The sequence below is a fragment of the Aminomonas paucivorans DSM 12260 genome (assembly GCF_000165795.1).
Lineage (GTDB): Bacteria > Synergistota > Synergistia > Synergistales > Synergistaceae > Aminomonas > Aminomonas paucivorans.
Genome location: NZ_CM001022.1, coordinates 1,647,891 through 1,671,688, shown reverse-complemented (window position 1 = coordinate 1,671,688; position 23,798 = coordinate 1,647,891). Strand labels below are relative to the sequence as shown.

Below are 23,798 nucleotides of genomic sequence, written 5' to 3'. Positions count from 1 at the left end.
GGTGGGGCGGCTTAGGCCGCCCCACCTTCGCTCGTCTCCACGTAAACTGTTCCGGAGGGTGTCCCCGCTCTGATCAGCTGGAGGCGGAGGCGGTCCCGTTCAGTTTGGCGGTCATGCTGGTCATCCAGGAGAGCTGCTGGTTCAGTTTGGACATGTTTTTTTCCATGGCGACGAACTGGGAGTAGTAGCTCTGCTGCATCAGGGTCATGCGCACCTCGAAGTCGGTGATGCGCTTGTCGATGGCCTTCATCTGGTTCTCAATGGACTTGATCTGGCTGGCCACCCGTCCCTTCACCGCGGTGGTGTCGCCCACGGTGGTCTGGCTGGAGTCCACCAGGTTGCCCAGGTACGTGTCCAACTTGCCCATGGCGGTGGACATGAGGTTGGCGATGGCGTCGTTGTCCGTGGTCATGCGGCTCATGAAGGTCTTGGTGTCGAACTCCAGCTTGCCGCTTTTCCCGTAGTTGGCCTTTTCCGTGGCGAGTCCCGCGTAGGCAAGGGACGTTTTGCTGTTGTCCTGGTGGAAGTCCAGGGAGTCCAGTCCCGTCCCGTCGGTGGTGACCACGGTCATGTTGGGGTCGTAGGTGTAGTTCACCGTGTAGGCTGCGGAAGCCGAAGGGGATTTGCCGGAAAGCCACACCACCCGGTTCTCCACCGTGCCGTGCTCCACGTCGGATCGGGTTTCGATGCGGTAGTCCACCCCCTCCTGGAAGACGGTGCTCCCCTGGCTGATGCTGAAGCGGCCGGAGATGGGGGGATTGGCGTTGGGAGTGAAGGGAAGGACGTCCTCGTTGGTACCGTTGTTGTGCATGATCGATTCCCTGCGGGTGGTGGTGCCCGGCGTGCCGCTGGAGGTGGTCTGGATCACCAGCCGCCCGTTCTGGATGCTCACCGTGAGGGGCAGCTCCCCTCCCAAGGCGGTACCGGCGCTTCCCTCGGTGATGTCCTTGATTCCCGTGAGCTTTGCTCGGAGGCTCTCCAGAGAATCCGAAGGGGTCACTTCGATCTTGCCGCGTTTGCCCGCCACGTCCACCGTGAAGGTCCCCGACAGGCCCAGGGAGTTGGTGGAGGAGGAAAAGGACTTCGTCGTCTGGGCGTTGGGAAGCCCCGTGACGGGGGTGGCGAAGAACAGGCGCATCTGGTCCTTGATCTGCCAGAGCATGGAATCCCCATGGAGAAGGCCGAACTTCTTGTAGAAATCGTCGTTCTTCGTGGCGTCGCTGGTGGTGCTCTTGTCCACCTTGCTCTCTTCGGAGAGGCGGATGTTGATCCAGTCCATCACGTCGTTGTAGGCGGACACAAAGGACTGGATCCCCTTGACCGCCGCCTCGGCATCCAGGGTCACGTCGAGGTTCACCGTCCCCGTTCCCACGAGCTTCAGTTTCACCCCGGCGATGAGGTCGTTGATCTCGTTGGAGGAGCGGGTCACGGCGAGCCCGTCGATTTCCAGCAGGGCGTCCTGGGCGGCGGTGTGGTTCGCCGCCTGCCCCAACCCCAGCCCGGTGCCCGAGGCCAGGGTGCCGGAGACCAGGGTCCCCGTGATGTCCTGGAGGGTGAAGACGTTGTTGTCGAAGCTGTGCTGGTGGGTGACCGTGTAGGTTGCCCCGTCGGCGGGGCGGCTTCCCGTGGCCAGCCAGGTGATGGTCCCTGCGGATTGGTCGTAGGTGAAGTCCTTCCCCAGGGTGTAGGACGTGGAACCGGACTTGATGGTGATGCCCGCCGGATGCGGTGCCGGGGTGCCCAGAGAATCTTCCAGGTCCGCTCCCGAACCTCGGGTCACGGATTCCTGGGTGTAGGTAACCTCGAAGGTGGTTCCGGCGGCGGGTTTGGTGGCCCCGGTCCAGGTGATGAGCCCTTGGGCCGCGTCGTAGGTGAAGTCCGTCCCTGCGGTGTAGGTCTTGGTGCCGGATTTGATGGTCACGCTGTCTGGGTAGAGGCCGCTGGCCTCGCGGGTGAGGTAGACGGCGTCGGAGGAGCCCATGGTGAAGGTCTCGCTGCTCCTCAGGCCCGTGGAGCCCAGGCCGGACTGGGAGCTTTCCAGAACCAGCCGGTTGTCCACGATCTTCGCGGTGATGGCCAGGGGTTTGCTGCTGCTGTCCAGAGCCTTCTGCAGATTCAGATTGATGTCTCGAAGGCTGTCGGAGGACTTGACCTCGATGTCCGCCCACTGCTGGCCTACGTAGACCCGGAAGGTCCCGGCGAGGTTCAGCGCCTCGCTGACGCTGTCCGTGCGGTCGGAAACCCGTCGCTCGTTCAAGGCCGTCTGGTTGACCTTGATCTTCCACTGGTTGATGGCAGCGCTGGTGTCCACCGTGGCGGTGACGATGGATTTGGAGTCCTTTCCGCTGGGCTCCAGGGTGGCGAATTCCGCCGCCTTCTGCTGGTAGGTGGAAGGGAGCTTCAGGGAGGCAAGGGTGGTCCGGAACTGCTTAAGGCCTCCGGAAAACTCCTCGTAAAGCCCTTTCTTGAGTTCCAGGGTGTCCTTCTCGGACTTCCAGAGTTCCTCGGGCTTGCGAGCCTTGGCCATGATCTTGTCGAGCATGGTGCCCCAATCGATCTGAGAGGCCACACCGGTGAACTGAAACATAGGATCCGACATGTCCGGTCCCTCCTTGGACTCTACCTCTCCAAGACCTCCCGGAGAGGGCAGGATTCTTCCTTTGTATTCGGCTTCACCGGACCTTTTCTGTAGGGGAAGACGGGAAAAGAGGGAAGGGCAAGCAAATCGTTCTTGTACAAGGAGGGGACCAATGGATTGATACGCACAAAAGAGGCTCCGCCCGGAGCGCCTTTGCCACGAAGGAAGATGGGGGCGGGTGCTTGGTGCACGCACTGCTTCTAGCCTCACCAAGGAGTGGGAGCCTTGGTGTACTGCTAGCGTCCCTAGGGGACTGCCGCCAAACGGACGGCTGGCGGTAAGTCTTCTCATGCTTGGGTGGGTAGCCCATTTTTGTGAAAACCTTCCCGCCCCCGCACGAGATTATACCGCCAAGGGAGGATGGTGTCTCGTCTTGACAGGACCATCGGGTGTGGAGGACAGCGTGGGAAAAGGAAGGAGGACCGTTATAAACCCCGAGCACACCCTCTTCAAGTCGAAGCAACTTGACGAGAGAAATCTCAAGATTACCCGGTCCTCGATATCGTGGCCGCAATGGGTCACGCTGATTATGGTGGAGGCGGGGGGAATCGAACCCCCGTCCGACAGGGGCCAGCCCAGAAGCCCTACGGGTGTAGTCCGCGATTTGGTCTCAAACTCGGGGCTCCCACGGACGGGATCCCTCCGTTCCAGTTCCCCTAGAGTCTCGGCGTCGCTCGGGAAACAAGCTGCGACAACCCAGCCACCTTCGTGTCGCCCCTTCGGAGCCCGGTGGCGAAGCTCCGAGGAACGTGACTGCTACTTAAGCAGCCAGAGCGTAGTTATCGTTGGCGTTTTGCTTGTGGAGCCTGATTAGCGAGGATGCCCCAGCCTCGACCCGCGCTTCTGTGCCCTCCGTCCTGCCGTCGAAACCGTTCGCCCCCCTAGTCAGTCGTCTTCCTGGCGACGTCGCAACGCCCGGGAAATTTCCCGTTCCGCGTCCCGTTCCGCCACGGAATCCCGCTTGTCGTGGGCCTGCTTGCCCTTGGCCAAGCCCAGTTCCACCTTGGCCCATCGGTTCTCTTTCAAGTACATTTTCAGGGGAACCAGCGTCAATCCCTTTTCCTTGACCTTCTGGGACAACCGGAGGATCTGTCCTTTGGTCGCCAGAAGCTTGCGCGGACGAACCGGGTCGGGGTTGTAGTAGCTGCCCTTTTCGTAGGGGGCGATGTGGACTCCGAAAAGCCAAAGCTCCCCGTCCTTGACGGCGCTGTACCCCTCCTTCAGGTTCACCTGTCCCGCGCGGACCGATTTGATCTCTGTTCCGGTAAGGACCACTCCTACCTCCATGGATTCAAGGATGAAGTAGTCGAAACGGGCCTTCTTGTTTTGTGCCACCGTGCGGTCGCCGTTTTCGCTCATGGGAATCCTCCCCTGTGCGAGGATAGCTCAATTGTCACCATTGGTCAAGGATGACTGGACAAAGAAACGGGACCCCCGGCAAGGGGGTCCCGCGGCTTTCATTGGTCGGGGCGAGAAGATTCGAACTTCCGACCTCTTGGTCCCGAACCAAGCGCGCTAACCAGACTGCGCTACGCCCCGAACGGCGAGGATTGTAACACCCCCTAGGAGGGGGCGTCAAACAAGCCGGGCGATCCGCCTATTTCGGCTGGATCCGGGTGAAGAAGTGGGCCTTTCCGTCATCCTTGATGACCAGGACGACGCCGGTCTTGTTCATGGGATTGTGGTCCTTGGGGTCCACGGACAGCATGGCGTGGTGGAGTTTCACTTCCTTGGTGCTCTCAAGAGCCTTGGCGATGGCGGCACTGTCGGCTTTCCCGGCCCGCTTGATGGCGTCCACCAGCCAATAGACGGAGTCATAGGCCAAAACGCCGTTCACGAACTCCTTGCACTCGTCCTTGTACTTTGTCTTGTAGGCCTTGAAGAAGGGCTGCATCCCCGGGTCCTCCAGGGAGGTGTGGTTGACCCAGTAGGTCCCCACGAGGGCGGGGCCAGCGATCTCGTACATGAAGTCGGCGTAGCCGTCGCCACCCATGATCACCAGGTCCTTCATGCCCAGTTCACGTGCCTGCTTGATGATGAGGGCCATCTCCTTGCCCATGCCGGGCAGGAAGAGGACGTCGGCTCCGGAGTTCCGGATGTTGGTGAGTTGTGCCCTAAAGTCGCTGTCCTGGCCGCCCTTGTAGGCTTCGTCGGCCACCATCTTGCCGCCGAGCTTCGCGAAGTCCTCCATGCAGAACTGCCGGAGTCCCTGGGAATAGTCGGAAGCCACGTCGTAGAGCATGGCGCCCTTCTTCTTGTTCAGCTTCTTGACGGCCAGGTTGGCGAGAAGCTTGCCCTGGTAGGGATCGGTGAAGCAGATGCGGAAGGAGAAGGGGCGCACCTTGCCCTTTTCATCCACCGTCACCAGAGGGTTGGTGGAAACGGTGCCGATCTGAGGCACCCCGGCCTTGTTGACGATGGGAGCGGTGGCGATGTTGGCTCCGGATGCGTTGGCCCCGATGATGGCCACCACTTTGTCCTGGGCGATCATGCGGCGGACCGCGTTCACCGCGTCCTCCGCCCGGGTCCGCCAGTCGTAGGGAACCAGGACGATTTTCTTGCCCAGAACGCCGCCCTTCTTATTGATTTCCTCAACCGCAAGCTGCGCCGACTTCAATTCCGTCTGACCGTAGCCTGCGTAGTCCCCCGTCAAGGCAGTCAGGTAACCCACCTTGATCTCCCCGGCCGCAAAGGCACTTCCCGCAAAGAGAAGCCCCAAGGCCAGCACCGCAACGAGCAACAACCCTTTCCTCAACACACACACCTCCCGGATAAAAATGAATGAAACTCTGACCGAATTTTAGCACAAAGGGATTGGGATTCCGCCCTGCTTCTCCGGGGGAGGGCAAATAGGCGAGGATTCAAGAATTGATCGCCATCGTTACACAAAGAGTAATTTGCCGTGCAGCCCCTTTGTTTCGAAGGTGAGAACGGAGAAGGAGTTTGGCATGGGGGTCATTGTCGAGCAAGGCCGAATTTTTGATGGGGCTGTGGTATCATGCACGAAAGCACTCATGGGGGCGGCTCTAGGGCCGAAGAGTGTTTGATCCACATTTCGAGGAGGGATACGCGTGAAGCTCCTGAAGACCTATGCGGATAGGTGTGTGCGCTGCGGGGCTTGTATGACCGCATGCTCGAAGGCGTACTTCAAAGAAGATGAACCGGAGTTGTCTCGCATTCGGATCGGCGATGTGGGTAGCATGGCGCAGATGAACGTATGCAACCAGTGTGGCGCCTGCATCGAAGTCTGCCCCACCCAGGCCCTGGAGAGGGACAAGAACGGGGTTGTACAGCTCCGCAAGGAGAAGTGCACCTCCTGCATGATGTGCGTCGGGTACTGCCCCACTGCCAGCATGTTTTTCAATGCGGATAAGCAGTCTCAGCCCTTCAAGTGCATCGCCTGCGGCATTTGCGCGAAGACGTGTCCGGTGGGTGCCCTGGAGATTCTGGGACAGTAGCCTGACCTTTTTTGAAAGGAGCCCGAACGGATATGCAAAAAATGAAGCTTCTCGCCGAGTGGTCCTATGTCCCGAAGCCCATCACCCGGGGCTATACCAAGGAAGTCTGCGTCGTGGACCTGGGCAACCGGGATGGCAAGTACCAGTTCACCCCGAAGAGCCTTTCCGATGAGTTTGTGGATCGGTTTACCGGTGGGCGTGGGTTTGGCCTGGGGTTGCTCTGGGATTCGGTGAACGAACACACGAAATGGAATGACCCGGAGAACGAGGTGGTCATCTCCGGAGGGCCTCTCTGCGGCGTGACTCAGTACCCCGGGGCAGGCAAGTGCTACTCCGTGTTCCTCTCTCCCGCCACGGAGCAGACCTACAGCAGCAATGCGGGTGGTTACTTTGGTCCCCTCATCAAGTTCTCCGGTTTTGATTCCTTCGAGCTGCGAGGCATCGCGGACCGCAGCGTGGTGATCTATGTGGATGGGGACGAGGGAAAGCTCCAGGTATTCGAGTCCCCCTTCGACGAGGATGCCAATTCCTATACCATTACCGAGGAGCTGCACGACTACTTCTCCGAAGGCGATCCGGATCGGGAGCAGGGCAAACGGGCGATCTCCGTGGTCTCCACGGGACAGGCAGCGAAACACAGCTTCATCTGCGGCATGAACATGAGTTTCTATGATCTCCGCCGCAAGGTGGCCCGCCTGAAGCAGGCAGGGCGCGGCGGCGGCGGGACGGTGCTGCGCAACAAGGGAGTCCACGCCATCGTGGTAAAAAGGCGCAAGGTCACGGGATTGGAGAACGATCCGGCGGACCTGGCTACTCTCCAAAAGGTGGGGGCCAAGCTGCACAAGGAAATCCACGACTACGACGACGTGCAGTGCAAGATGCGCAAGGTAGGCACCGCGCATCTCAACGAGATCATGAACGATTACGAGCTGTTGCCGGTGAACAACTACAAGTTCGGTCACCACAAGGATATCGCCAACATCCATTCGGACGTCTATACCAGCCTGTTCACCCAGGGACTTCCCGATGGGTGCTGGTACGGGTGCTCCTTGGCCTGCGCCAAGGCGGCGGACAACTTTGAGCTGCAGACCGGCCCCTGGAAGGGCCGGAAGGTCACCGTGGACGGGCCGGAGTACGAGACGGCGGGCTCCATGGGATCCTGCATCGGGGTCTTCGACGCCAAGTGGACCATTGAGGGGAACTTCTACGCGGACCACTACGGCTTCGACACCATCTCCATTGGCACCGCCCTGGCCTTTGTGTGCGAGTGCTACGAGCTGGGTCTGATCACCAAGGAGCACACCGGGGGGCTGGATCTCTCCTTCGGCAAGAAGGACGAGCTGATGACCCTGATCCATCGCATGGCGGAGGGGAAGGACGACTTCGCCGTGGCGGTGGGACTGGGCATCCGCAAGATGAAGGAGATCTTCGCGGAGCGCTACGGCGCGGATCCCAAGACCATGGAGAACATCGGTATGGAGGGACAGGGACTGGAGACTTCCCAGTACCGCTGCCAGGAGTCCATTGCCCAGTGGGGCGGGTATTTCCTTACCCTAAAGGGACCGCAGCACGACGAGGCGTGGCTCATCTTCATGGATATGGTGAACAAGCAGCTGCCCACCTTTGAGGATAAGGCGGAAGCTCTCTACTACTTCCCCAATTTCCGTCTTTGGTTCTCCCTGGTGGGTCTCTGCAAGCTGCCCTGGAACGACATCGAGCCCGCGGACAACCACGTGAAGTACAGGGGGATCGAAGCAGCGAAGGTGCCGGAACACGTACAGAACTACGTGGACATCTTCAACGCCGTGACGGGCAAGAACATCTCCAAGGAAGACATCATCACCCAGTCCGAGAAGGTCTACAACTTCGAGCGGATCTTCAACCTCCGCATGGGCAAGGGGACCCGGGCCTGGCACAACATCCCCGCGCGGGGGCTGGGCCCCGTGTTCGCGGACGAGTACGAAGCCCGGCCGGACTACTTCGACGGGAAGCTCCGGGAGGCGGGAATCGCTCCCGAAGGGCTCACGGTGGAGCAGAAGGTGGAGAAGCTCCAGGAGTACCGTCGAGGGCAGTGGGAAGTTCTGGTGGACGCGGTGTACAAACGTCGGGGGTGGAACCGCAACGGCATCCCCACCCTGGAAACGGTCAAACGGCTGGGTATCGACACCCCCGAGGTGGTGGAGCTTCTCAAGAAGCACCTGAAGCCCGAGGACGACTGGAAGGACTAGGGTCCCATGAGTGGGGAGCCCACCATCACCGTCAACGGGGATCCTCTTCCCTGGAGGGAGGGCATGACGATCCGGGACGTGCTGAAAGCGAAGAACTACACCTTCCGGATGTTGGCGGTGTGGGTCGACGACCGACCGGTGGAGCGGGATCGTTTTGACGCCGCCCAGGTCGCCGAGGGGGCCAAGGTGCAGGTGCTCCACATGATCAGCGGGGGTTAGGGTCCCCCAGGAATCAGAAGAGGCGAAACAGACCACGGAAAAAAGGGAGGCGGGCCAATCCCCGCCTCCCTTCCTTTGTCGTTGATACTGTTTCGGTCTCGTCCCTAAAGGGTTCTAGGGTTTTTCCCGGCCATTTTTCCAGATCATCCTACCGGGGCAGCCTGGCTGGGTTCCCCAGGGAACCTCCGTCCAACCCCAAGGGGTGACGAAAAGAAACCGCAGCTCAATGCCCTGATCTTCCAATGCCTTGAGGTGGCCCATGTAGGCAGCCACATCCACCATCTGCCAGCTGTCCGTGACGAGCCACACCCGCTGACATCGTCCTCTGCCGAACAGGGAACCCTGATCCAGGGCCATCCTCAGCCCCTCGTCGAAGAGGATGGGCCCGACCCCGAGGACGACTGCTTCCTCTCGGCCGGACAGATCCCCCAGGGTCGGAAGGATATCCGCATAGGCTTGAGCCCACGCCAGCTGAGGAAGGAGGGCATCGCTTTCGGAGAAATGCATCCGATCGCCGTTGCCCCAAAAGGTATCCTCCGCTTCGGGAGGATACTCTCCGGAGACCGCCGCGGTGAGCCACTGTTGCACCTGTTGGAGAAGCTTCTCCAGATAGCCGGGATAATGGGGCCCTCTCATGGCCTCCAGGACGTCGCGAATGGTCAGTTGCTGATCCTCGTGCTCCTCCGGGCGCTGTTCGTTCACGTCGGTCACCTCCCACCCCTGTTTTTTGATCCTTGAGAGCATAGCACAGCTCCTCCAGGAAAACTTATAATTTTTGCTGAAACCTGTCCTGCTTGGGGCAAGGCGAAGGGGGTCTTGGTCGTGAACGCACTTGCCTGTTATCCTGCGCATTCCCTCCGATTTCTGGGCACTGCAGGTGCACGATTCGCCACGATGCACCAGATGCGTGCCTCTGGGGGGCTCTGGTTTTCCTACGGGGGGTTCCGGGGGGTGGTGGATCCTGGCCCGGGATGTCTGGTGCACCTCTGTAGCGCTGTCCCGGAGCTGAACCCTACGGCTTTGGATGGCGTCCTTCTGAGCCATCGCCACATCGACCACTGCACGGACATGAACGTCCTCGTGGAGGCCATGATGGAGGGAGGATTCGTTCAGCGAGGCACGGTGGCGCTCCCGGAGGATGCTCTTCGGGGAGAGGAACCGGTTCTCCTGCAGTACCTGGCCCGCAAGGTAGAGAACCTGCATACGTGGCGGGACGGTACGAGGCTGTCCTTGGGGGACCGGGCGGAAGTGGAGGCGGTGGGGCTTCTCCATCACGGAGTCCAGTGTTATGGCATGGTGTTCCGAGGGGAGGGGCTGCCCCCCTGGGGAATCATCAGCGATACGCGCCCCTTTGCCGCCCTGGCGGAACGATTTTCCTGCTGCGACATCCTGGTTTTGAACGTGACGTTGCAGAGAGAGCTGCCTGGATTGGACCATTTCGCCATTCCCGACGTGGAGCGCCTGCTTCAGGAAATGGCCCCGCGGGTTTTGTTGCTCACCCACCTTGGTCGTGGCATCCTTAGCAGAGATCCCGAGACTCTCGCATCCTCGCTGGGGTCCGGGAGGACGGATGTGGTGGCCGCCAGGGACGGACTGGTGGTGGATCTCCAGGCTGGAACCCTTCACCCGGGGGGTAGTTTCGCCCCGGCCTGGGGAAGCCACACCGAGAGGTTTTTGAAAGAAACCACCGTATCGATATCACCAGAGCCCTCATCCAAGGAGGTCCTGCCATCATGACGATTGACCGCATTCGAGCGTTGGAACTGCATCGGAAAGCGCGCGGGAAGATCAAGATCTACCCCAGTATGAACGTGCAGAACGAAGACGACCTGGCCATGGCCTATGTTCCCGGAAGCGTCCCTGCCGCACTGTCCATCGCGGAGGATCCCCTTCTCAGCTACGACTACACGGGAAGGGGCAACCGGATTGCCGTGGTCACGGATGGGAGCGCGGTCCTGGGTCTGGGGGACGTGGGCCCTCATGCGGCTTTGCCGGTGATGGAAGGAAAGTGTCTGCTCTTCAAGCTCTTCGGGGACATCAACGCTTTCCCCATTTGTCTGGACACCCGGGATCCTCAAGATGTGGTCCATTGCGTCCGCCTTCTTGCCCCGACGGTGGGAGGCATCAACATCGAGGACATCGCAAGCCCCAACACCTTCACCGTGGTCCGGGCGCTTCGCGATTCGCTGGACATCCCGGTTCTCTGCGACGACCAGCAGGGAACGGCGGTGCTGGTCCTGGCAGCTCTCGTCAATGCCCTGGGATTGGTGGAGAAAAAGCTCGAAACAACCCGCATCGTGGTGATGGGGGCTGGGGCTGCAGGGGTAGCGACGGCGGATTTGCTCCTGAAGGCGGGGGCCAGAAATCTCATCTGCCTCAACAGCTCGGGTATCCTCAACGAGGCCAACCCCAGGATGGACCACATCCAGACGGAGCTCGCCCTGAGGACCAATCCGGAGGGTCTTAAGGGAGGTGCGGCGGAGGCTCTGGAAGGGGCGGATGTCTTCATCGGGCTTTCTCGGAGCCGTGCTTTGGAAGCGGAGCAGGTTCGACGGATGGCTCCGCGAAGCGTGGTCTTCTCCCTTGCCCTTCCGGAGCCGGAGATCTCCTACGAAGCGGCGGTGGCTGCGGGGGCCGAAGTTGTGGCTACCGGGGCGGGAGAGAGCCATAATTCCATGCCGAACCTCCACGCCTTCCCCGGCATCATGAGAGGGGCCTTGGACGTCCGGGCTCGGGCTTTGACGGATTCCATGCTCCTGGCTGCGGCCTACGCCCTCGCCGGGGTGGTGGATAAGCGACAGCTCTCTCCCATGCATATCATCCCCGATCCGTTTTGCGACGAAGTCGCCCCTCGCGTGGCGGAGGCGGTGGCGCAAAAAGCCATCGAAGAGGGGTTGGCGGCTCAGCCCTTACCGGTGGGACAGGTGTACAACGATACGTGGCAGAGACTGTACGGCAGCAACATGGCTCGTATCTGATCCGCCCCCAAAAAAACGTCGGGGGGAAGGGGATGCGAAAGATCCCCTTCCCCCCGACGCAAAAGGCCGCTTATTCCCCTTCCACGGTGTCTTCCTGTCCCTTTTCCTGCATCAGCTGCTCCGCCAGATTCCACCCCAGGTAGCGCAGGGCGACCCAGGTCCCCAGGAGGATGCCCGTGTACTCCGTGAGGAACCTCCAGGAAATGGCCATCAGGCCCGCCATATTCCAGGGAACCAGGAGTCGAAAGACCGCGGCGGCCCCACCTTCTGCCGCGCCGCTCCCTCCGGGGGTGGGGACAAAGTAGAGCAGGAAGAGAAACAGCGCCTGGAGGAGCAACGCTTTGAGGTACTCCACGGGAAGCCCCATGGCCCAAATGAGGCAGGGGAGCACCGACAGCTGCGCCACCACCTGAAGGATCGCCAGAAGGGTGGCGTAGAAGAGATCTTTGCGTCCGGAGGTGCAGAACAGCCGGATGTTGTCGTTGTAGACGTCGATCTCTCGGCCGATGTGCCGGACGATGCGCAGGACCTTTCCCGGCTTGACCACACCCAATCGCTTCAGCCAAAGGGTCCCGACGCGGGCCCAGCGTTTGATCCAGTCTGGACGAACGAGGCTCAGCGTGACCAAGCCCCAGATTGCCATGAGGAGGACCAGAACATAGGTGATGAATCCCTTGAGATAATGGTGTCCCTGAAGCAGGTCTGGCTGGAGAAGCAGCGCAACGGGGAAGGCGAGGCCCAGGACGAAGAGGGTGAGGAGCGTTCGTACCAAGGTGATGGCAAAACCCTTGCCTACGGAGATGCCGTTCTTGTAAAGGAGGTAGATCTGGAAAGGGCCTCCACCGCTTTGCATGGGAGTGATAGCGCAGCCGAAGTAGTTCAGCCAGACCAAAAGCATCGAGAGGCGGAAAGAGAGCTTTTCTCCTGCCGCCTTTGTAAGGAAGATGAACTTGAAGGCATCCAGTGTCCACATCAAAAGGACCAGGCTGCAGGCGAAAAGGAGCTTTCCCCTATGGGCCTCCAGGACAAGCGCGAAGGTCTGCTTGTCCATGCTGAACCCCAAAACCAGGAGGCTCATGGTAAACGCGAAAACAAGAAAAAGAGTGAATCCTTTTCGTACCGTCACGGTCCGCTACCACGAATCCGAAATGGCCAGAGGAAAAGGCTGCGTCGTGCCGGGCCAGCAGGTCATTGGACCCCTTCTTCGGCAGTGGTCAGGTATTGCTCTGCATAGCGCTCCAGCCTCCTGAGAAGGGGCAGAAGTTCCTCCCGAAGGCGGAAGGCGAGCTCGAAGAAACGTTCCTGTTCCAAGGATTCAGAAATGTTCTCCAGCAAACCCTGAAGACGGATGCAGTCCGTCTGGATGGTTCCCGATTCCTGGTCTTCCTGAGTCATGCCCAGGAGGAGACGGCAGTTCTGAAGGACGTGGAGAATCCACCCGATGCCTTCCGTTGCTTGTTGGAGAAGCTGGAGGGCTTCTTGGGTTTTTCCCTGTTCCAACCGGTCCGCGATGCCTTCCACTCCACGAAGCAGGGCAGGGAAGAAGTCTCGTGCCTGGCGAAGGGAATCCCGCACCAAGTCCCGCACCGGGCACGTGGTGCACCGCAGCTCCAGGCCTCCCTGCAGGGTTCGAAACCCTTCCTCGTCGATTTCGCTGCCGTCGACGGAAAGCTGCAGCAGGACGCGCCCTTGCGCAAGAGCCTCCACCTTCAAGGTTTCCAGCAGCGCCGCGTGTTCGACGGGGACCGAGCTCTCGCGGGGTTTCCATTCCGCGCCGTCCATCAGGATTCTCATCCGGTCGCTCCTCTCGTCTCGTGTCATTAGGGGCAAGAGCGCACGAGACAGGCCCACAGCGCCCGTCTCCAACGGAGTCCACTCTACCACAAGCCCTCCGGACTGTCCCCGAAGCCCTGGTCTATTCCGGGCTGAGCGGGGAATGGCTTCCGGGCTGATCATTCCGGGGGCTTTGTGGGTGAGGGGGCAAGCAGGAGAGCTTGGTCGAAGATGGCGCCCATGTGTAGATGTTGTCCGCGAAGAAGGCTTGGATGGTGGGGCTGAAGTGGTTGGGCATGGTTCTGCCGTCCCCTTCCAGGATGACCCGGGCCACTTCGGCATGAGGCATGGGCCCCTTGTAGACGCGCTTTGCGCGAAGGGCGTCGTAGATGTCCGCGAGGGCCACCACCTGCCCTTCCCAGGGGATCTCCTCTCCTCGAAGCCCCCGAGGGTAGCCGGATCCATCCCATTTTTCGTGGTGGCAAAGGCAGATGTTGCGGGCCATGCGGAGCCAGCGGGCGTCGCCCAAAAGCTCCGCCCCCCAGGTGGTGTGCTGTCTCATGACCTCCATCTCCTCTGGAGTCAAGGCGGAGGGCTTTGCCAGGATGGAAAGGGGGATACGGATTTTCCCGATATCGTGAAGGCGAGAGAAGAGGGCGATATCCTCTCGTTCCTGGGGGCTGCGACCGAGCCATTGGGCCATCAGGCGGCAGTAGGCTCCCACCCGCTCGAGGTGCTCCGCCGTTTCGTCATGGTAGATGCCGGTGATGTTCTGGAGCTTATCCGCCAGGTAGCGGTAGGAATTCCGGATCTCCTTCTGAGATCGGGAGGCGTGGATAAACCCTGCCAGAGCGGAGGCCACGGGGATGAGGGTCTCCAGGAGTTTTGCGTCGGGTTGCCTTTCCTGATCGAAGCCGATATCCAGGACCCCCACGGTTTCCCCGTAATGGAGGAGCGGGATTTCCACCTCCGAAACGACGTTGGGGTGGAACTCCACGTATTCCGTTTCCTGGTCCACCCGCGGGACCCAAATGGGCTGTTTCCGGTCCAAGGCTCTTCCTGCCACCGAGTTTTGCAGCGGGATGGTCCCGAGGTAGGTCCGGTTTTCGTAGCCCACAAAGGTCCGGGGAACCAACCTTTCCTCCTCGAGGGTGCAAATGGAAACGCCGAAGGCCTCCGCCACCTGATGGACCGTGTCGGCAATGTGCCGCAGCTCCTTGTAGAAATCCATGGTCCCCGTCACCGCCCGGGAGACGTCGAGGGTGCGGGACCAGATCCGTTCCCTCTGCTGGAGGGCAAAGTTCATGTCCTCAAGGGTGTTGTTCATGGCGGTGGTTTCTTCGATGTAGGCGGTGATTTCCTCCTGTTGCTGGGAGATGACCTGCAGCGTTTGCCCCAAGCTGCCAAGGAGCTTTTGGATTTCCGGAACCCGGACCTTTTCCGTCTGGTTCTGGATGTCCTTGGTGAGGCGTTGGAGGGAGAAGGCCACGTCTTCGAAGGTCGCGGTCTGGGAGAGCTGATGCTGGATGCTCTCGGAAGTCTGGAGGAGGCTGATCAGCGGCCTGCGGATGCCCCAAACCACCGGAACCAGAAGGGCGAGAACAAGGACGAGGGTCCCGAGGGTCCCCCAGACGCTTTCGAGGGCAAGGGAGCGGAGGTAGGTGTCGAGCGCCTTGCGGGGGAAGACGATGGCGACGAGGAGGCCGCTTCGTGTGGGGGCATAGAAAGCGCGCATGGGATCCCGAGAGCCGGGGGCGAAAAAGTCACCAAATCCCGTCTTTCGGGCCACCATGTTCCGTCCGATGGCCGTGAGAGAAGGGGAAAGCCTGCTGGAGGGTGCTGAAATGTTTTCCTCCAAAAGGGCCTTGGGATCGGGGTAGGCCAACAGGGACCCCGATGCGTCCGTCAGGATGCCGTAGCCTTCCCCTAGGAGCTGTTGCCGTGCCACCATGTCTCCCAGGGGTTTGAGGTCCACATCGATCCCCACGACTCCAAGGAGTGTCCCCGTTTCTTCGTAGAGGGGCAGGGTCACGCTGACAACCGGCCGTCCCGTAATCATGTCCAGATAGGGGGTCGTCAGGATCGGTCCCCTTCCCCGGATCGTTTCCCGGTACCAGGGACGGCGCCTGCAGTCGTAGCCTTCCGGTTCGCGCCATCCGGTCCCGTCCACAAAACTGCCGTCCTTTTCCAGACCCATGAAGACATCCACGATCCCCTTCCCCTTGTTGACGGAAAAAGCCTGCTGGAAAAGGGGTGCCAAATCGTCATCCTTGGCGTTGGGGTTTTGTGCGTGGGCAAGGCGAACCATTTGGCTTACGTTGATGACGGTGGATTGGAGCCGATCCACATATTCATCCACCACCTTGGCCACCTGGAGGGCCGTATGGTTACCCATCTGGTTGAGGTTGGAATGGAGGACCCGGTGGCTCCTTTCATAGGAGAACCAGGTGAGCCCCAGGGTCAGGACGAGGGTTCCCAGAATCAGAAGGATCAGCCGCTTCCTTAAACTCATGAAGTCCCCTCCTTGCCCCTTGTTCTTTTGATTATAGTGGTGAGCAGCTTTCAGGAGAACCCGGGAAAGAGAGGTAAGCTCTTCGCAAGAGCGAGGAAGAGCAGGGCTTCGTGAATCGTTTCTTTATTTTCTTTCATGATATTCCCATGCCCGCAGATGCCGCGGTATGTATAATGGATGCACAAGACATATGGGCGAGCCGGGGGGGGGCTTCTTCCAAGGGAAGAAGCCCAAGGTGTTGTGTATGTACCCCTCAGCGTCAAGAAAAGACGAGGGAAGCGAGTGCAGGACGAAGCAACTCAGGGGGAGGGGGACCCAAATGGTTGTGGTTTTCGTGATTTCTGTGGCGGCGTACCTGCTCCTGGCCTGGTCCGGGGGCGGACTGGATCCGGGAGAAATCGGCATCGCCTGTTTTGTGGGGTTCTGGATTTCCCTGGTGGCCAAGAGGCGAATGAAGGACAAGCACTTCACCCTTTCGGGAATCAATCCCCTCCGTTGGGGCTATTTTCTCTGCTATCTCGTCGGACCGTTTTTTGTGGGGCTCGTCAAGGCCAATCTGGATGTGGCGAAGAGGGTCATCACGGGGCACATCCGTCCGGGAATCGTGAAGGTGACTCCGGCCCTTCGTTCCGATGCGGGATTGACGCTCTTGGCCAACTCCATCACCTTGACCCCCGGTACTTTGACGGTGGATGTGGACGAAGAGGATCGGAGCCTCTACATCCATTGTCTCTACTTGGCGGAAGAGACCCCCTCCCCGGAGGATCTGTACGGGAGCTTTGAGACCTGGGCGCGGAGGATTGCGGAATGATGGAGAATCTCTTTCTTGGGGTTGCAGCCGCCTTGGGAGTGGCCGCAGTCTTCATCATGGGGAGACTCGTGGCGGGCCCCACGGCTTCGGATCGTCTCGTGGCCTACGACACCATGAACACTCTGGTCATCGCTATCATGATCCTTCTTTCCGTGGTCTACGATTCTGTGGTCATGGTGGACATCTCCATCGTCTATGCGGCTCTCTCCTTTGTGGGAACCCTGTTCATTGCCCGCTTCATCGAAGGGGGGATGTAGCTTGGTGGTCCAAATCCTGGTCGCCCTGTTCCTTCTGGTGGGGGTGGGGTTCAACCTGCTGGGGACCTTTGCCCTCTATCGCTTTCCGGATGTGTATACCCGCCTCCACGGAGCCACGAAGTGTACCACCTTCGGCAGCCTTTTTACCTCGGCGGCGGTGGTGGCTTACGGTCTCCATCGTTTTTTTGAGGGAGGGGAAGGGCGGTATCTCGTGTTGATCGTTCATGCCCTTGTGGCGGTGGTGGCTCTTCTGGTGACCAACGCAACGGGAGCCCACGCCATGGCACGGGCTGCCCATCGAAGCGGTGTGGCGCCGATCCATGCGGTGGTGGATCGGCTGGCGGAGGATCGCAGGAAGGGGAAGGTGGTCTGATGAGCGCGGATCTTCTCCACATTGCGGTGTTGACGCTCCTGGTGGTCTCGGGGTTTTACGCCATTTGGTCCCGGGACATGCTGTCCTCGGTCATAGCTCTTGGAGGCTTGAGCCTCGTGCTTTCCGTGGAGTTCTACATTCTCCAGGCCCCCGACGTGGCCATCGCGGAAGCTGCCATCGGAGCTGGCCTGTCCACGGCGATTTACGTGATCGCCCTAAAAGGCTGTGGTCGGCTGGGACGCCTGAAGAAGGAAGATGATCCCCGATGAGGAGCAAGGCCTTGTACCTCGTGGCGCTTCTTCTTCTGGGGGGGATTCTCTGGCAGGGACTGGTCAGCGTCCACCCCTTCGGCGATCCGGGAGAGGTGCCCATGGACCAGTATTACCTGGAGAAGGCTCAGCCGGAGAAAGCGGCAAACAACGTGGTGACCGCTATCGTCTTCGACTACCGGGGTTTCGATACCCTTGGGGAGGGAGCGGTCTTGTTCACGGCGATCTGCTCCGTGGCGGCCCTTTTCAGGCAGGGAGGCCACGGCAAATGAAGCCCATGAGCGTGATCGTTCGGACGGTAAGCAACATGTTTACGTGGTTCTTGATGGTTTTTGGGGCCTACGTGATTGTCCATGGACATCTGACTCCCGGTGGCGGTTTCCAGGGGGGTGCCGTGGTGGCCACGGGGATTGCTTTTCTCCTTGTGGCTCAGGGGGGAGATCGTCTGCTCCCCTGGGTTCGGCCCCTCTACCTGACCTTCCTGGAGAGCCTGGGTCTCCTAGTCTTTCTGGCCTTGGGGTTCCTTGGGGTTCGAAGGGCCTTCTTCTATAACGCTTTGGCCAATACGGGTTCCTTCTGGTTTGGGCAACCAACCCCACTTGGGGCGAATTCCGGGGTGTTGGGTACATCGGGCACCATCGCTCTGATGAACCTGGCGGTGGGTTTGGAGGTCATGGCAGGTCTTTCCATGATCCTCCTGGTGATGTTCAAGGGAATTCGGTTGTACGAGACCCAGGGGAAAGGGGAGGCGGGACATGATCGGTAATCTGCCCTTTCTCGTCGTGGGGGCCCTCTTCCTGATCGGTCTGGCTGCGGTGGTCTTCGAAAGGAACCTCATCAAGATCGCCATCGGCGTGTCCTTGGTGGAGTCCGCGGTGAACCTGTTCCTCATCGTCCTTGGGTACCGGACGGGAGGAGCGATCCCCGTGTTTACCATGGCGGGGAAGACGCAGACCATGGTCCTTCCGACACCCCAGGCCCTGACCCTCACGGCCATCGTCATCGGTTTGGCCACGACCGCGTTGATGCTTTCTCTGACCATGTTGCTCTACCGACATTACGGGACACTGGATGTCCGCGAGATCCGGAGGCTTCGAGGATGAACTGGATCGACCATCTGCCCGCGCTTGTTCTGGCCGTTCCCCTGGCCTGTGCCTTCCTAGCCCCTCTGGCGAGCCTCGGCGGGCGGAGGGTCCGGGAGGCCCTCTTTGTGGTGGGGTCTCTGCTGACCCTGGTCCTGACGGTCCTGGTCTGGACCCAGGTGCGCGCCCAGGGCACCCTGGTCTATGTGATGGGAGCGGATTCCTGGAACCTGGCCCTGCCCTCCGGGCTTGCCTTTCCGGTTCGAATTCTCCTGGAGATCGACGCCTTTTCCGCCCTTCTGGGGGTGTTCGGCGCCGTGGCCAGCTTCGCGGGGGCCTGCTTTTCTCTGCGCTTTCTGGACCGGTTCTCCGGGTTGGACAAGTATACGTCCCTGTTCTTTCTCCTCACCGTGGGTTTGTTGGGCATGGAGTACACGGGGGATCTCTTCAACTTCTTCGTCTTCCTGGAGATCGCTTCCGTCGCTTCCTTCGGGCTCGTGGCGTTTTACCGGGATCGACCGGAAGCCATCGAGGCTGCCTTCAAGTACATGCTGGTGTCCACGGTGGGGGCGCTGTTCGTGCTTCTCGCCATCGGGTTCCTTTACGGACGGTACAACCTGGTCACCGTGGCCGCGGTAGCCCAGGTGCTCCAGCTCGGGGTTCCCGAGAAGATCGCCCTGGTCTTCCTGGTAGGGACGCTGGCCATGAAATGCGGCGCCGTCCCCATGCATTGCTGGGTCCCCGATGCCTATGCGGAGGCCCCTGCTGCGGTGACCTGCCTCCTGGTGGCCACGAGCCAGGCATCTCTTTACGGGTTGGCCCGGGTGTGCTTCTCCCTTTACGGTCAGCTCCTCTGCCCCACCATCATCCCCTGGACGGTGGTGATCCTGGGGTGCCTTTCCATGTTCGTGGGGGTCACCATGGCGGTGGTGCAGAAGGACGTGTTCCGGCTCATGGCGTACCACTCCGTCTCGCAGGTGGGCTATCTCCTTCTGGGGTTGGGGGTGGGCCTTCTTTGCCTCGACGACCCCGAGGCCATGGCGGAATATGGGTTCGGGGCTCTGCAGGGGGGGGTCTACCATCTCCTGAACTACACCATCTACAAAGGGCTGCTTTTCCTGACCGCCGGGGCACTGGCCTACTCCGCTGGCTCCCGAAACCTCAACGAGTTGGGGGGGCTGGCCCGAAACCTTCCCTGGACGACGGGTTTCTTCCTTGTGGCGGCGACGGCCATCGCAGGGTTGCCTCCCTTGAACGGGTTCGTCTCCAAGCTGTTGATCTATGAATCCACCTTTGCCGTCCATCCGTTCCTGGCGGTGGTGGCCATGGTGACGTCCATCCTGACCCTTGCCTCCTTCCTCAAGGTATTCCAGACGGCCTTTCTGGGTCCTGCTTTGGCCTGTTTCGAAAAGGTCCGCGAGGTTCCCCTGTCCATGAGAGTCGGCATGGGAGTGTTGGTTCTGTGCGTGCTTGTCCTTTCCCTGTTCCCCTCCTGGACGATGGACTCCCTGGTGGGGCCCGCCTCTCAGGCCTTGGTGGAACGTTCCTCCTACATCCAATCGGTGCTTGCCGCGGGAGGTGGACAACCATGATGTCGAAGGTCCTGACGGGGTTCGGATACTGGGATGTTTGGACCTGGATCGTTTTTGCCCTGGTGGCGGCAGGTATCTCCGGGTGGATCCGCTCGCGGGGGTGCAAGGACTACAAGGCAGGGACGGAGCAGGACGAAATCTTTTGGGGGGGCAACCCGGTCCCGGAGGACGGGGCGGATTTTCGGGTTCCCGCCTCGTCGGCGTACTGGGGGTTTACCCGAGCCCTGGAGGGTTACTACCGTCCCCTGTTGGCCCTGCATTCCGGGATCGCCACGGACTATGTCGGCCTGATGGTCGCGATGATCGCCCTGCTGGCGGTCCTCGTTCTGTTCTAGGAGAGGCGGGGTAGGCATGAACGAACGACGAGCCTTGGAGGTCCTTCCTCGCTCCCTTTGGGTGTTTCACTGCAACAGCGGTTCCTGCAACGGCTGCGATATCGAAATCGTGGCGACTTTGACTCCCCGTTACGACATCGAGCGTCTTGGCATGAAATTGGTGGGGAGTCCTCGCCACGCCGATGCGCTTCTGGTGACGGGGCCGGTGACCCATTACATGGTGGAGCGAGTCAAGCGGATTCATGCCCAGATTCCCGACCCCAAGGTGGTCATTTGCGTGGGAAACTGCGGCTGCTCGGGGGATGTCTTCTACAAGTCCTACAACCTGGAAGGGCCGGTGGATCGGGTTCTGCCCGTGGACGTCTACGTGCACGGATGCCCACCCCGACCGGAAGCGATGATCGATGGAGTGGCTCAGGCCGTGGCCTTGTTGGAGCGCCGCCGTGCCTCCCTTGCAGAAAAGAAGGTGATCGCATGATCTTTCTGGATCGCTTTTCCCGAGAGGTCCTTTCTGGAGACCGGGTGGCGGAGAAACTGGTGGAGCATATGGGGGAGAGGCCCTTTTCCTGGGAGCTTCGAGAACACCGATCGGGGCTGGAAGAAGTGAGGGGCTACCAGGATTTGTGGGTGGAGGTGGACCGTCGTGATTTCCCCGACCTGATCCAGTTTCTGTTCACCCTGGATTTTCCCCATTTTCATGTGATTTCCGGGGATGACGAGGGGGACGGGGTGCGCCTCATCTACCACTTCTCTCTGTTCATCGCCTGCAGCCGTTCCGCCCGCGTGGGGCTCTCCGTTTCCGTCCTGCTGCCGAAGGGCGACCTGTCCATGCCCTCGCTTCAGGACCGGATCCCTGGGGCGGAGTACAGCGAACGGGAGATGCGGGAGATGTTGGGGGTGGAGTTTGCGGGGATGCCCAACAGGGGGAACATTTTTCTCCCCGAGGATTGGGACGACGACGTCAAGCCTTGGCGGCGGGACGAGACGGCACCGGGCCCTGACCAGGTCCGGGAGCTGCAGTAGGAGGCGCGGCGATGGCATCGAAATCGCACACGAAAACCTACCGGGTTCCTATCGGTCCCGTGCACGTAGGGCTTAAGGAGCCCATCACCGCTTGGCTGGATGTGGACGGGGAGCGGATCGTGGACGCCACCATCCGCCCCGGAGCGATCCACCGGGGCATCGAGTTCATGGCCCGGGAACGAAACCCCATCCAGGTGATCTATCTGGCGGAGCGGATCTGCGGGATCTGTTCCTTTACCCACATCGTCGCCTTCGTCCGGGCGGTGGAGGATGCCGCCAAGATCCCCGTTCCCCCACGAGCCCAGTACATCCGTTCCCTGGTCCTGGAGCTGGAACGGGTCCACTCCCACATCCTCTGGGCGGGAGTGGCCTGCTACACCCTGGGATTCGACTCGGCCTTCCACTTGGGAATGCAGCTTCGAGAGAAGGTCATGGACGTGCTGGAGGCCTTCACGGGCAACCGGGTGAACTACGGCATCGGGACGGTGGGAGGGGTGCGTCGAGACGTGACCCCCGGCGTGGGCAAGGCGATCCAGGAGATGCTCTCCTTCTATCGTAGGGAGTTCCGGGTCTTCTACGATATCGTCACGGAGGACCTGGTGGCACGGGCGCGCATGAGGGACGTGGGGACCCTGGCCCCCGAGGACGCGGTGAAGTACTGCACCCTGGGGCCCACCCTGCGGGGTAGCGGCCACCGGGTGGATGTGCGCTGGAATGCCCCCTACGAAGCCTACCAGGATCTGGTGGTCCAGCCGGTGGTGCCGCAGGATACCATGGGGGAGGTCCGGGGAGATGTGTTCGACCGCTTCCTGGTGCGGGTTCACGAAGTCTATCAATCCCTGGAGATCCTGGAGACCATTCTGGCGGGACTGCCTGAAGGACCCCTGGTGTGGGAGCCCAAGCTGGTGAAGCTGCTGGCATACCTGAAGCAGGCGGACGGCACCGGGTGGGGATGCATCGAGGGTCCCCGAGGAGACGACACCCACGTGGTGCGCCTCAAGGCGGGGGAGGAGAACGTGAACTGGTGGAAGGTTCGGGCGCCCACCTACTCCAACGCCGTGGCCTGGCCCCTGATGTTCCGAAATCAGGATTTGGCGGATGCTTCGCTCATCATCAACAGCGTGGACCCCTGCATTTCCTGTATGGAGCGCACCTTGGCCACGGATCGGGTCCGGGGGAACCGGCGCCTTCTGGACAGGGAGGAGCTGGTGCGGATGAGCCGTGAGAAGACGAGGAGGTTGATGGGGTCATGCTCTTGCTGACCAAGCTGATTGCAGGGGCCGCCCTTCTGCCCATCGTGATGATGCTGGCGCTGCTGAACGACGGGGCGGATCGCATCCTCCACGCTCGGATGCAGCGGCGCACGGGCCCGCCGCTCCTGCAGACCTACTACGACGTGCTCAAACTCCTCTGCAAGGAGACCATCGTGCCCCGGAGGGCCGTGGCTTGGGTCTTCAACGGAGCGCCCTGGGCCTCCCTGACCGTGACTCTGATGCTGTTCCTCTATCTCCCCATGGGAGCGTTGCCGCCGATTCTGGGCACGGAGGGGGACGTCATCCTGGTGCTCTACCTTTTGGCGACCTCGGCGGTCTGCCTGGTGGCGGGAGGTTATGCCAGCGGTTCTCCCTACGCCAGCGTGGGGGCCAGCCGGGAGATGGTCCTGATGATGAGCTACGAATTCCCCCTGTCCATGGTGGTGTGTACCCTGGCCTGGTATGCCCTGCGCACGGGCATGCCCGGAGAACCCTTCAGCCTGGAGACCTTCGTGGCCACTCCCCTTTGGGGGGTGGTGGGCCTCAACGGGTTGCTGGGACTGGGAAGCCTTTTCCTGGTGCTCCTGGCGGTGGTCCCTGCGGAGGTGGGCAAGGCCCCCATGGATATCCCGGAGGCGAAGACGGAGATCCTGGAAGGGCTGATCGTGGAGTACTCCGGGAGAAACCTGGCCCTCATCAAGATCGTCTTCGCCCTGCGCCAGCTGGCCATGTGCGCACTGGTGGTGAACCTCTTCCTCCCCTGGTCCCTAGGCGGCGCCTTGGGGGTGTCGGGGTTGTCTCTCTTCGCCCTGGATTTTCTGGCCTTCTGGGTCAAGGTGTTCGCCGTGCAGGTTCTGGGGGTGACGCTGGTCCGGACTGCCTTCGGGAGGATCAAGATCTGGCAGGCCTCCTGGTTTTACTGGGTTCCCGTAGGAGGGCTCTCCCTTGCGGGGATGCTCCTCATGACCCTGGACATCCTGAAGGCAGCCTAGAGGAG

Annotated in this window: 25 protein-coding genes, 1 tRNA gene and 1 other RNA gene; 18 read left to right on the top strand and 9 right to left on the bottom strand. The window is 60.8% G+C overall.

Going from position 1 to position 23,798, the window contains the following annotated elements:
• Positions 1-73 precede the first annotated feature (73 nt).
• The 5 genes from fliD to APAU_RS07860 form a co-directional block, all read right to left on the bottom strand.
• Positions 74-2,599 (bottom strand): flagellar filament capping protein FliD, encoded by a 2,526-nt coding sequence (gene fliD, locus APAU_RS07875; RefSeq protein ID WP_006301185.1) that lies wholly within the window; start codon positions 2,597-2,599, stop codon positions 74-76.
• A 569-nt stretch (positions 2,600-3,168) separates the two neighbouring features.
• Positions 3,169-3,519, bottom strand: a transfer-messenger RNA (tmRNA) gene (gene ssrA / locus APAU_RS13035).
• 4 nt (positions 3,520-3,523) lie between these two features.
• Positions 3,524-3,997 (bottom strand): SsrA-binding protein SmpB, encoded by a 474-nt coding sequence (gene smpB / locus APAU_RS07870; RefSeq protein WP_006301184.1) that lies wholly within the window; start codon positions 3,995-3,997, stop codon positions 3,524-3,526.
• A gap of 102 nt (positions 3,998-4,099) precedes the next feature.
• Positions 4,100-4,177 (bottom strand) — tRNA-Pro (locus tag APAU_RS07865).
• A gap of 58 nt (positions 4,178-4,235) precedes the next feature.
• Positions 4,236-5,396 (bottom strand): ABC transporter substrate-binding protein, encoded by a 1,161-nt coding sequence (locus tag APAU_RS07860; RefSeq protein WP_006301183.1) that lies wholly within the window; start codon positions 5,394-5,396, stop codon positions 4,236-4,238.
• Between the two features lie 313 nt (positions 5,397-5,709).
• Here APAU_RS07860 and APAU_RS07855 point away from each other — a divergent pair, with 313 nt between their 5' ends.
• From APAU_RS07855 to thiS, 3 genes are read left to right on the top strand one after another with little or no spacing between them, the layout of a single operon-like run.
• Complete coding sequence (locus tag APAU_RS07855) at positions 5,710-6,096, top strand: 4Fe-4S binding protein (protein ID WP_006301182.1); 387 nt, start codon at positions 5,710-5,712, stop codon at positions 6,094-6,096.
• A gap of 32 nt (positions 6,097-6,128) precedes the next feature.
• Positions 6,129-8,324 (top strand): aldehyde ferredoxin oxidoreductase family protein, encoded by a 2,196-nt coding sequence (locus APAU_RS07850; RefSeq protein ID WP_006301181.1) that lies wholly within the window; start codon positions 6,129-6,131, stop codon positions 8,322-8,324.
• 6 nt (positions 8,325-8,330) lie between these two features.
• On the top strand, positions 8,331-8,543 hold the full coding sequence (gene thiS / locus APAU_RS07845; protein WP_006301180.1) for a sulfur carrier protein ThiS: 213 nt from the start codon (positions 8,331-8,333) through the stop codon (positions 8,541-8,543).
• A 114-nt stretch (positions 8,544-8,657) separates the two neighbouring features.
• Here the strand turns inward: thiS and APAU_RS07840 are convergent, their stop codons facing one another.
• Positions 8,658-9,395 (bottom strand): hypothetical protein, encoded by a 738-nt coding sequence (locus APAU_RS07840; RefSeq protein ID WP_232207716.1) that lies wholly within the window; start codon positions 9,393-9,395, stop codon positions 8,658-8,660.
• A 42-nt stretch (positions 9,396-9,437) separates the two neighbouring features.
• Between APAU_RS07840 and APAU_RS07835 the strand changes: the two genes are divergently transcribed.
• On the top strand, positions 9,438-10,280 hold the full coding sequence (locus APAU_RS07835; protein ID WP_083806788.1) for an MBL fold metallo-hydrolase: 843 nt from the start codon (positions 9,438-9,440) through the stop codon (positions 10,278-10,280).
• Positions 10,277-11,521 carry an NAD(P)-dependent malic enzyme gene (locus tag APAU_RS07830; RefSeq protein ID WP_006301177.1) on the top strand — a complete coding sequence of 415 codons (1,245 nt, stop codon included), beginning with the start codon at positions 10,277-10,279 and terminating at the stop codon, positions 11,519-11,521. The genes APAU_RS07835 and APAU_RS07830 overlap by 4 nt, the downstream gene beginning before the upstream one ends.
• Before the next feature lie 70 nt (positions 11,522-11,591).
• Here the strand turns inward: APAU_RS07830 and APAU_RS07825 are convergent, their stop codons facing one another.
• The 3 genes from APAU_RS07825 to APAU_RS12610 form a co-directional block, all read right to left on the bottom strand.
• The gene (locus APAU_RS07825; protein WP_040344993.1) at positions 11,592-12,647 is read right to left on the bottom strand and encodes a lysylphosphatidylglycerol synthase transmembrane domain-containing protein; all 1,056 of its coding nucleotides are present in this window, start codon (positions 12,645-12,647) and stop codon (positions 11,592-11,594) included.
• A gap of 62 nt (positions 12,648-12,709) precedes the next feature.
• The gene (locus APAU_RS07820; protein WP_006301175.1) at positions 12,710-13,315 is read right to left on the bottom strand and encodes a hypothetical protein; all 606 of its coding nucleotides are present in this window, start codon (positions 13,313-13,315) and stop codon (positions 12,710-12,712) included.
• Between the two features lie 121 nt (positions 13,316-13,436).
• Positions 13,437-15,806 carry an HD domain-containing phosphohydrolase gene (locus tag APAU_RS12610; RefSeq protein WP_006301174.1) on the bottom strand — a complete coding sequence of 790 codons (2,370 nt, stop codon included), beginning with the start codon at positions 15,804-15,806 and terminating at the stop codon, positions 13,437-13,439.
• A 319-nt stretch (positions 15,807-16,125) separates the two neighbouring features.
• Here APAU_RS12610 and APAU_RS07810 point away from each other — a divergent pair, with 319 nt between their 5' ends.
• From APAU_RS07810 to APAU_RS07750, 13 genes are read left to right on the top strand one after another with little or no spacing between them, the layout of a single operon-like run.
• On the top strand, positions 16,126-16,617 hold the full coding sequence (locus APAU_RS07810; RefSeq protein WP_006301173.1) for a Na+/H+ antiporter subunit E: 492 nt from the start codon (positions 16,126-16,128) through the stop codon (positions 16,615-16,617).
• Positions 16,614-16,874 (top strand): monovalent cation/H+ antiporter complex subunit F, encoded by a 261-nt coding sequence (locus APAU_RS07805; protein ID WP_006301172.1) that lies wholly within the window; start codon positions 16,614-16,616, stop codon positions 16,872-16,874. The genes APAU_RS07810 and APAU_RS07805 overlap by 4 nt, the downstream gene beginning before the upstream one ends.
• A gap of 4 nt (positions 16,875-16,878) precedes the next feature.
• A complete protein-coding gene (mnhG, locus tag APAU_RS07800) occupies positions 16,879-17,247 on the top strand; it encodes a monovalent cation/H(+) antiporter subunit G (protein WP_232207831.1) in 369 nt (122 codons plus the stop codon).
• The gene (locus tag APAU_RS07795; protein ID WP_006301170.1) at positions 17,247-17,516 is read left to right on the top strand and encodes a Na(+)/H(+) antiporter subunit B; all 270 of its coding nucleotides are present in this window, start codon (positions 17,247-17,249) and stop codon (positions 17,514-17,516) included. The genes mnhG and APAU_RS07795 overlap by 1 nt, the downstream gene beginning before the upstream one ends.
• Positions 17,513-17,788, top strand: a complete 276-nt coding sequence (mbhE, locus tag APAU_RS07790) for a hydrogen gas-evolving membrane-bound hydrogenase subunit E (protein WP_040344990.1) — start codon at positions 17,513-17,515, stop codon at positions 17,786-17,788. Before APAU_RS07795 ends, mbhE begins: the two co-directional genes overlap by 4 nt.
• Positions 17,785-18,282: an MnhB domain-containing protein gene (locus tag APAU_RS07785; protein WP_006301168.1), complete on the top strand. Its 498-nt coding sequence runs from the start codon at positions 17,785-17,787 to the stop codon at positions 18,280-18,282. Before mbhE ends, APAU_RS07785 begins: the two co-directional genes overlap by 4 nt.
• A complete protein-coding gene (locus APAU_RS07780; RefSeq protein ID WP_006301167.1) occupies positions 18,272-18,619 on the top strand; it encodes a sodium:proton antiporter in 348 nt (115 codons plus the stop codon). The genes APAU_RS07785 and APAU_RS07780 overlap by 11 nt, the downstream gene beginning before the upstream one ends.
• Positions 18,616-20,190 (top strand): proton-conducting transporter transmembrane domain-containing protein, encoded by a 1,575-nt coding sequence (locus APAU_RS07775; protein WP_006301166.1) that lies wholly within the window; start codon positions 18,616-18,618, stop codon positions 20,188-20,190. Before APAU_RS07780 ends, APAU_RS07775 begins: the two co-directional genes overlap by 4 nt.
• Positions 20,187-20,525: a hypothetical protein gene (locus APAU_RS07770; protein WP_006301165.1), complete on the top strand. Its 339-nt coding sequence runs from the start codon at positions 20,187-20,189 to the stop codon at positions 20,523-20,525. Before APAU_RS07775 ends, APAU_RS07770 begins: the two co-directional genes overlap by 4 nt.
• Before the next feature lie 16 nt (positions 20,526-20,541).
• A complete protein-coding gene (locus tag APAU_RS07765) occupies positions 20,542-21,003 on the top strand; it encodes an NADH-quinone oxidoreductase subunit B family protein (RefSeq protein WP_006301164.1) in 462 nt (153 codons plus the stop codon).
• Positions 21,000-21,548: an NADH-quinone oxidoreductase subunit C gene (locus APAU_RS07760; RefSeq protein ID WP_006301163.1), complete on the top strand. Its 549-nt coding sequence runs from the start codon at positions 21,000-21,002 to the stop codon at positions 21,546-21,548. The genes APAU_RS07765 and APAU_RS07760 overlap by 4 nt, the downstream gene beginning before the upstream one ends.
• An 11-nt stretch (positions 21,549-21,559) precedes the next feature.
• Positions 21,560-22,810, top strand: coding sequence for a hydrogenase large subunit (locus tag APAU_RS07755; protein ID WP_006301161.1), 1,251 nt, complete (start codon positions 21,560-21,562; stop codon positions 22,808-22,810).
• Entirely contained in the window at positions 22,798-23,793 is a 996-nt protein-coding gene (locus tag APAU_RS07750) for a respiratory chain complex I subunit 1 family protein (protein ID WP_006301159.1), read from the top strand. The genes APAU_RS07755 and APAU_RS07750 overlap by 13 nt, the downstream gene beginning before the upstream one ends.
• Positions 23,794-23,798 lie beyond the last annotated feature (5 nt).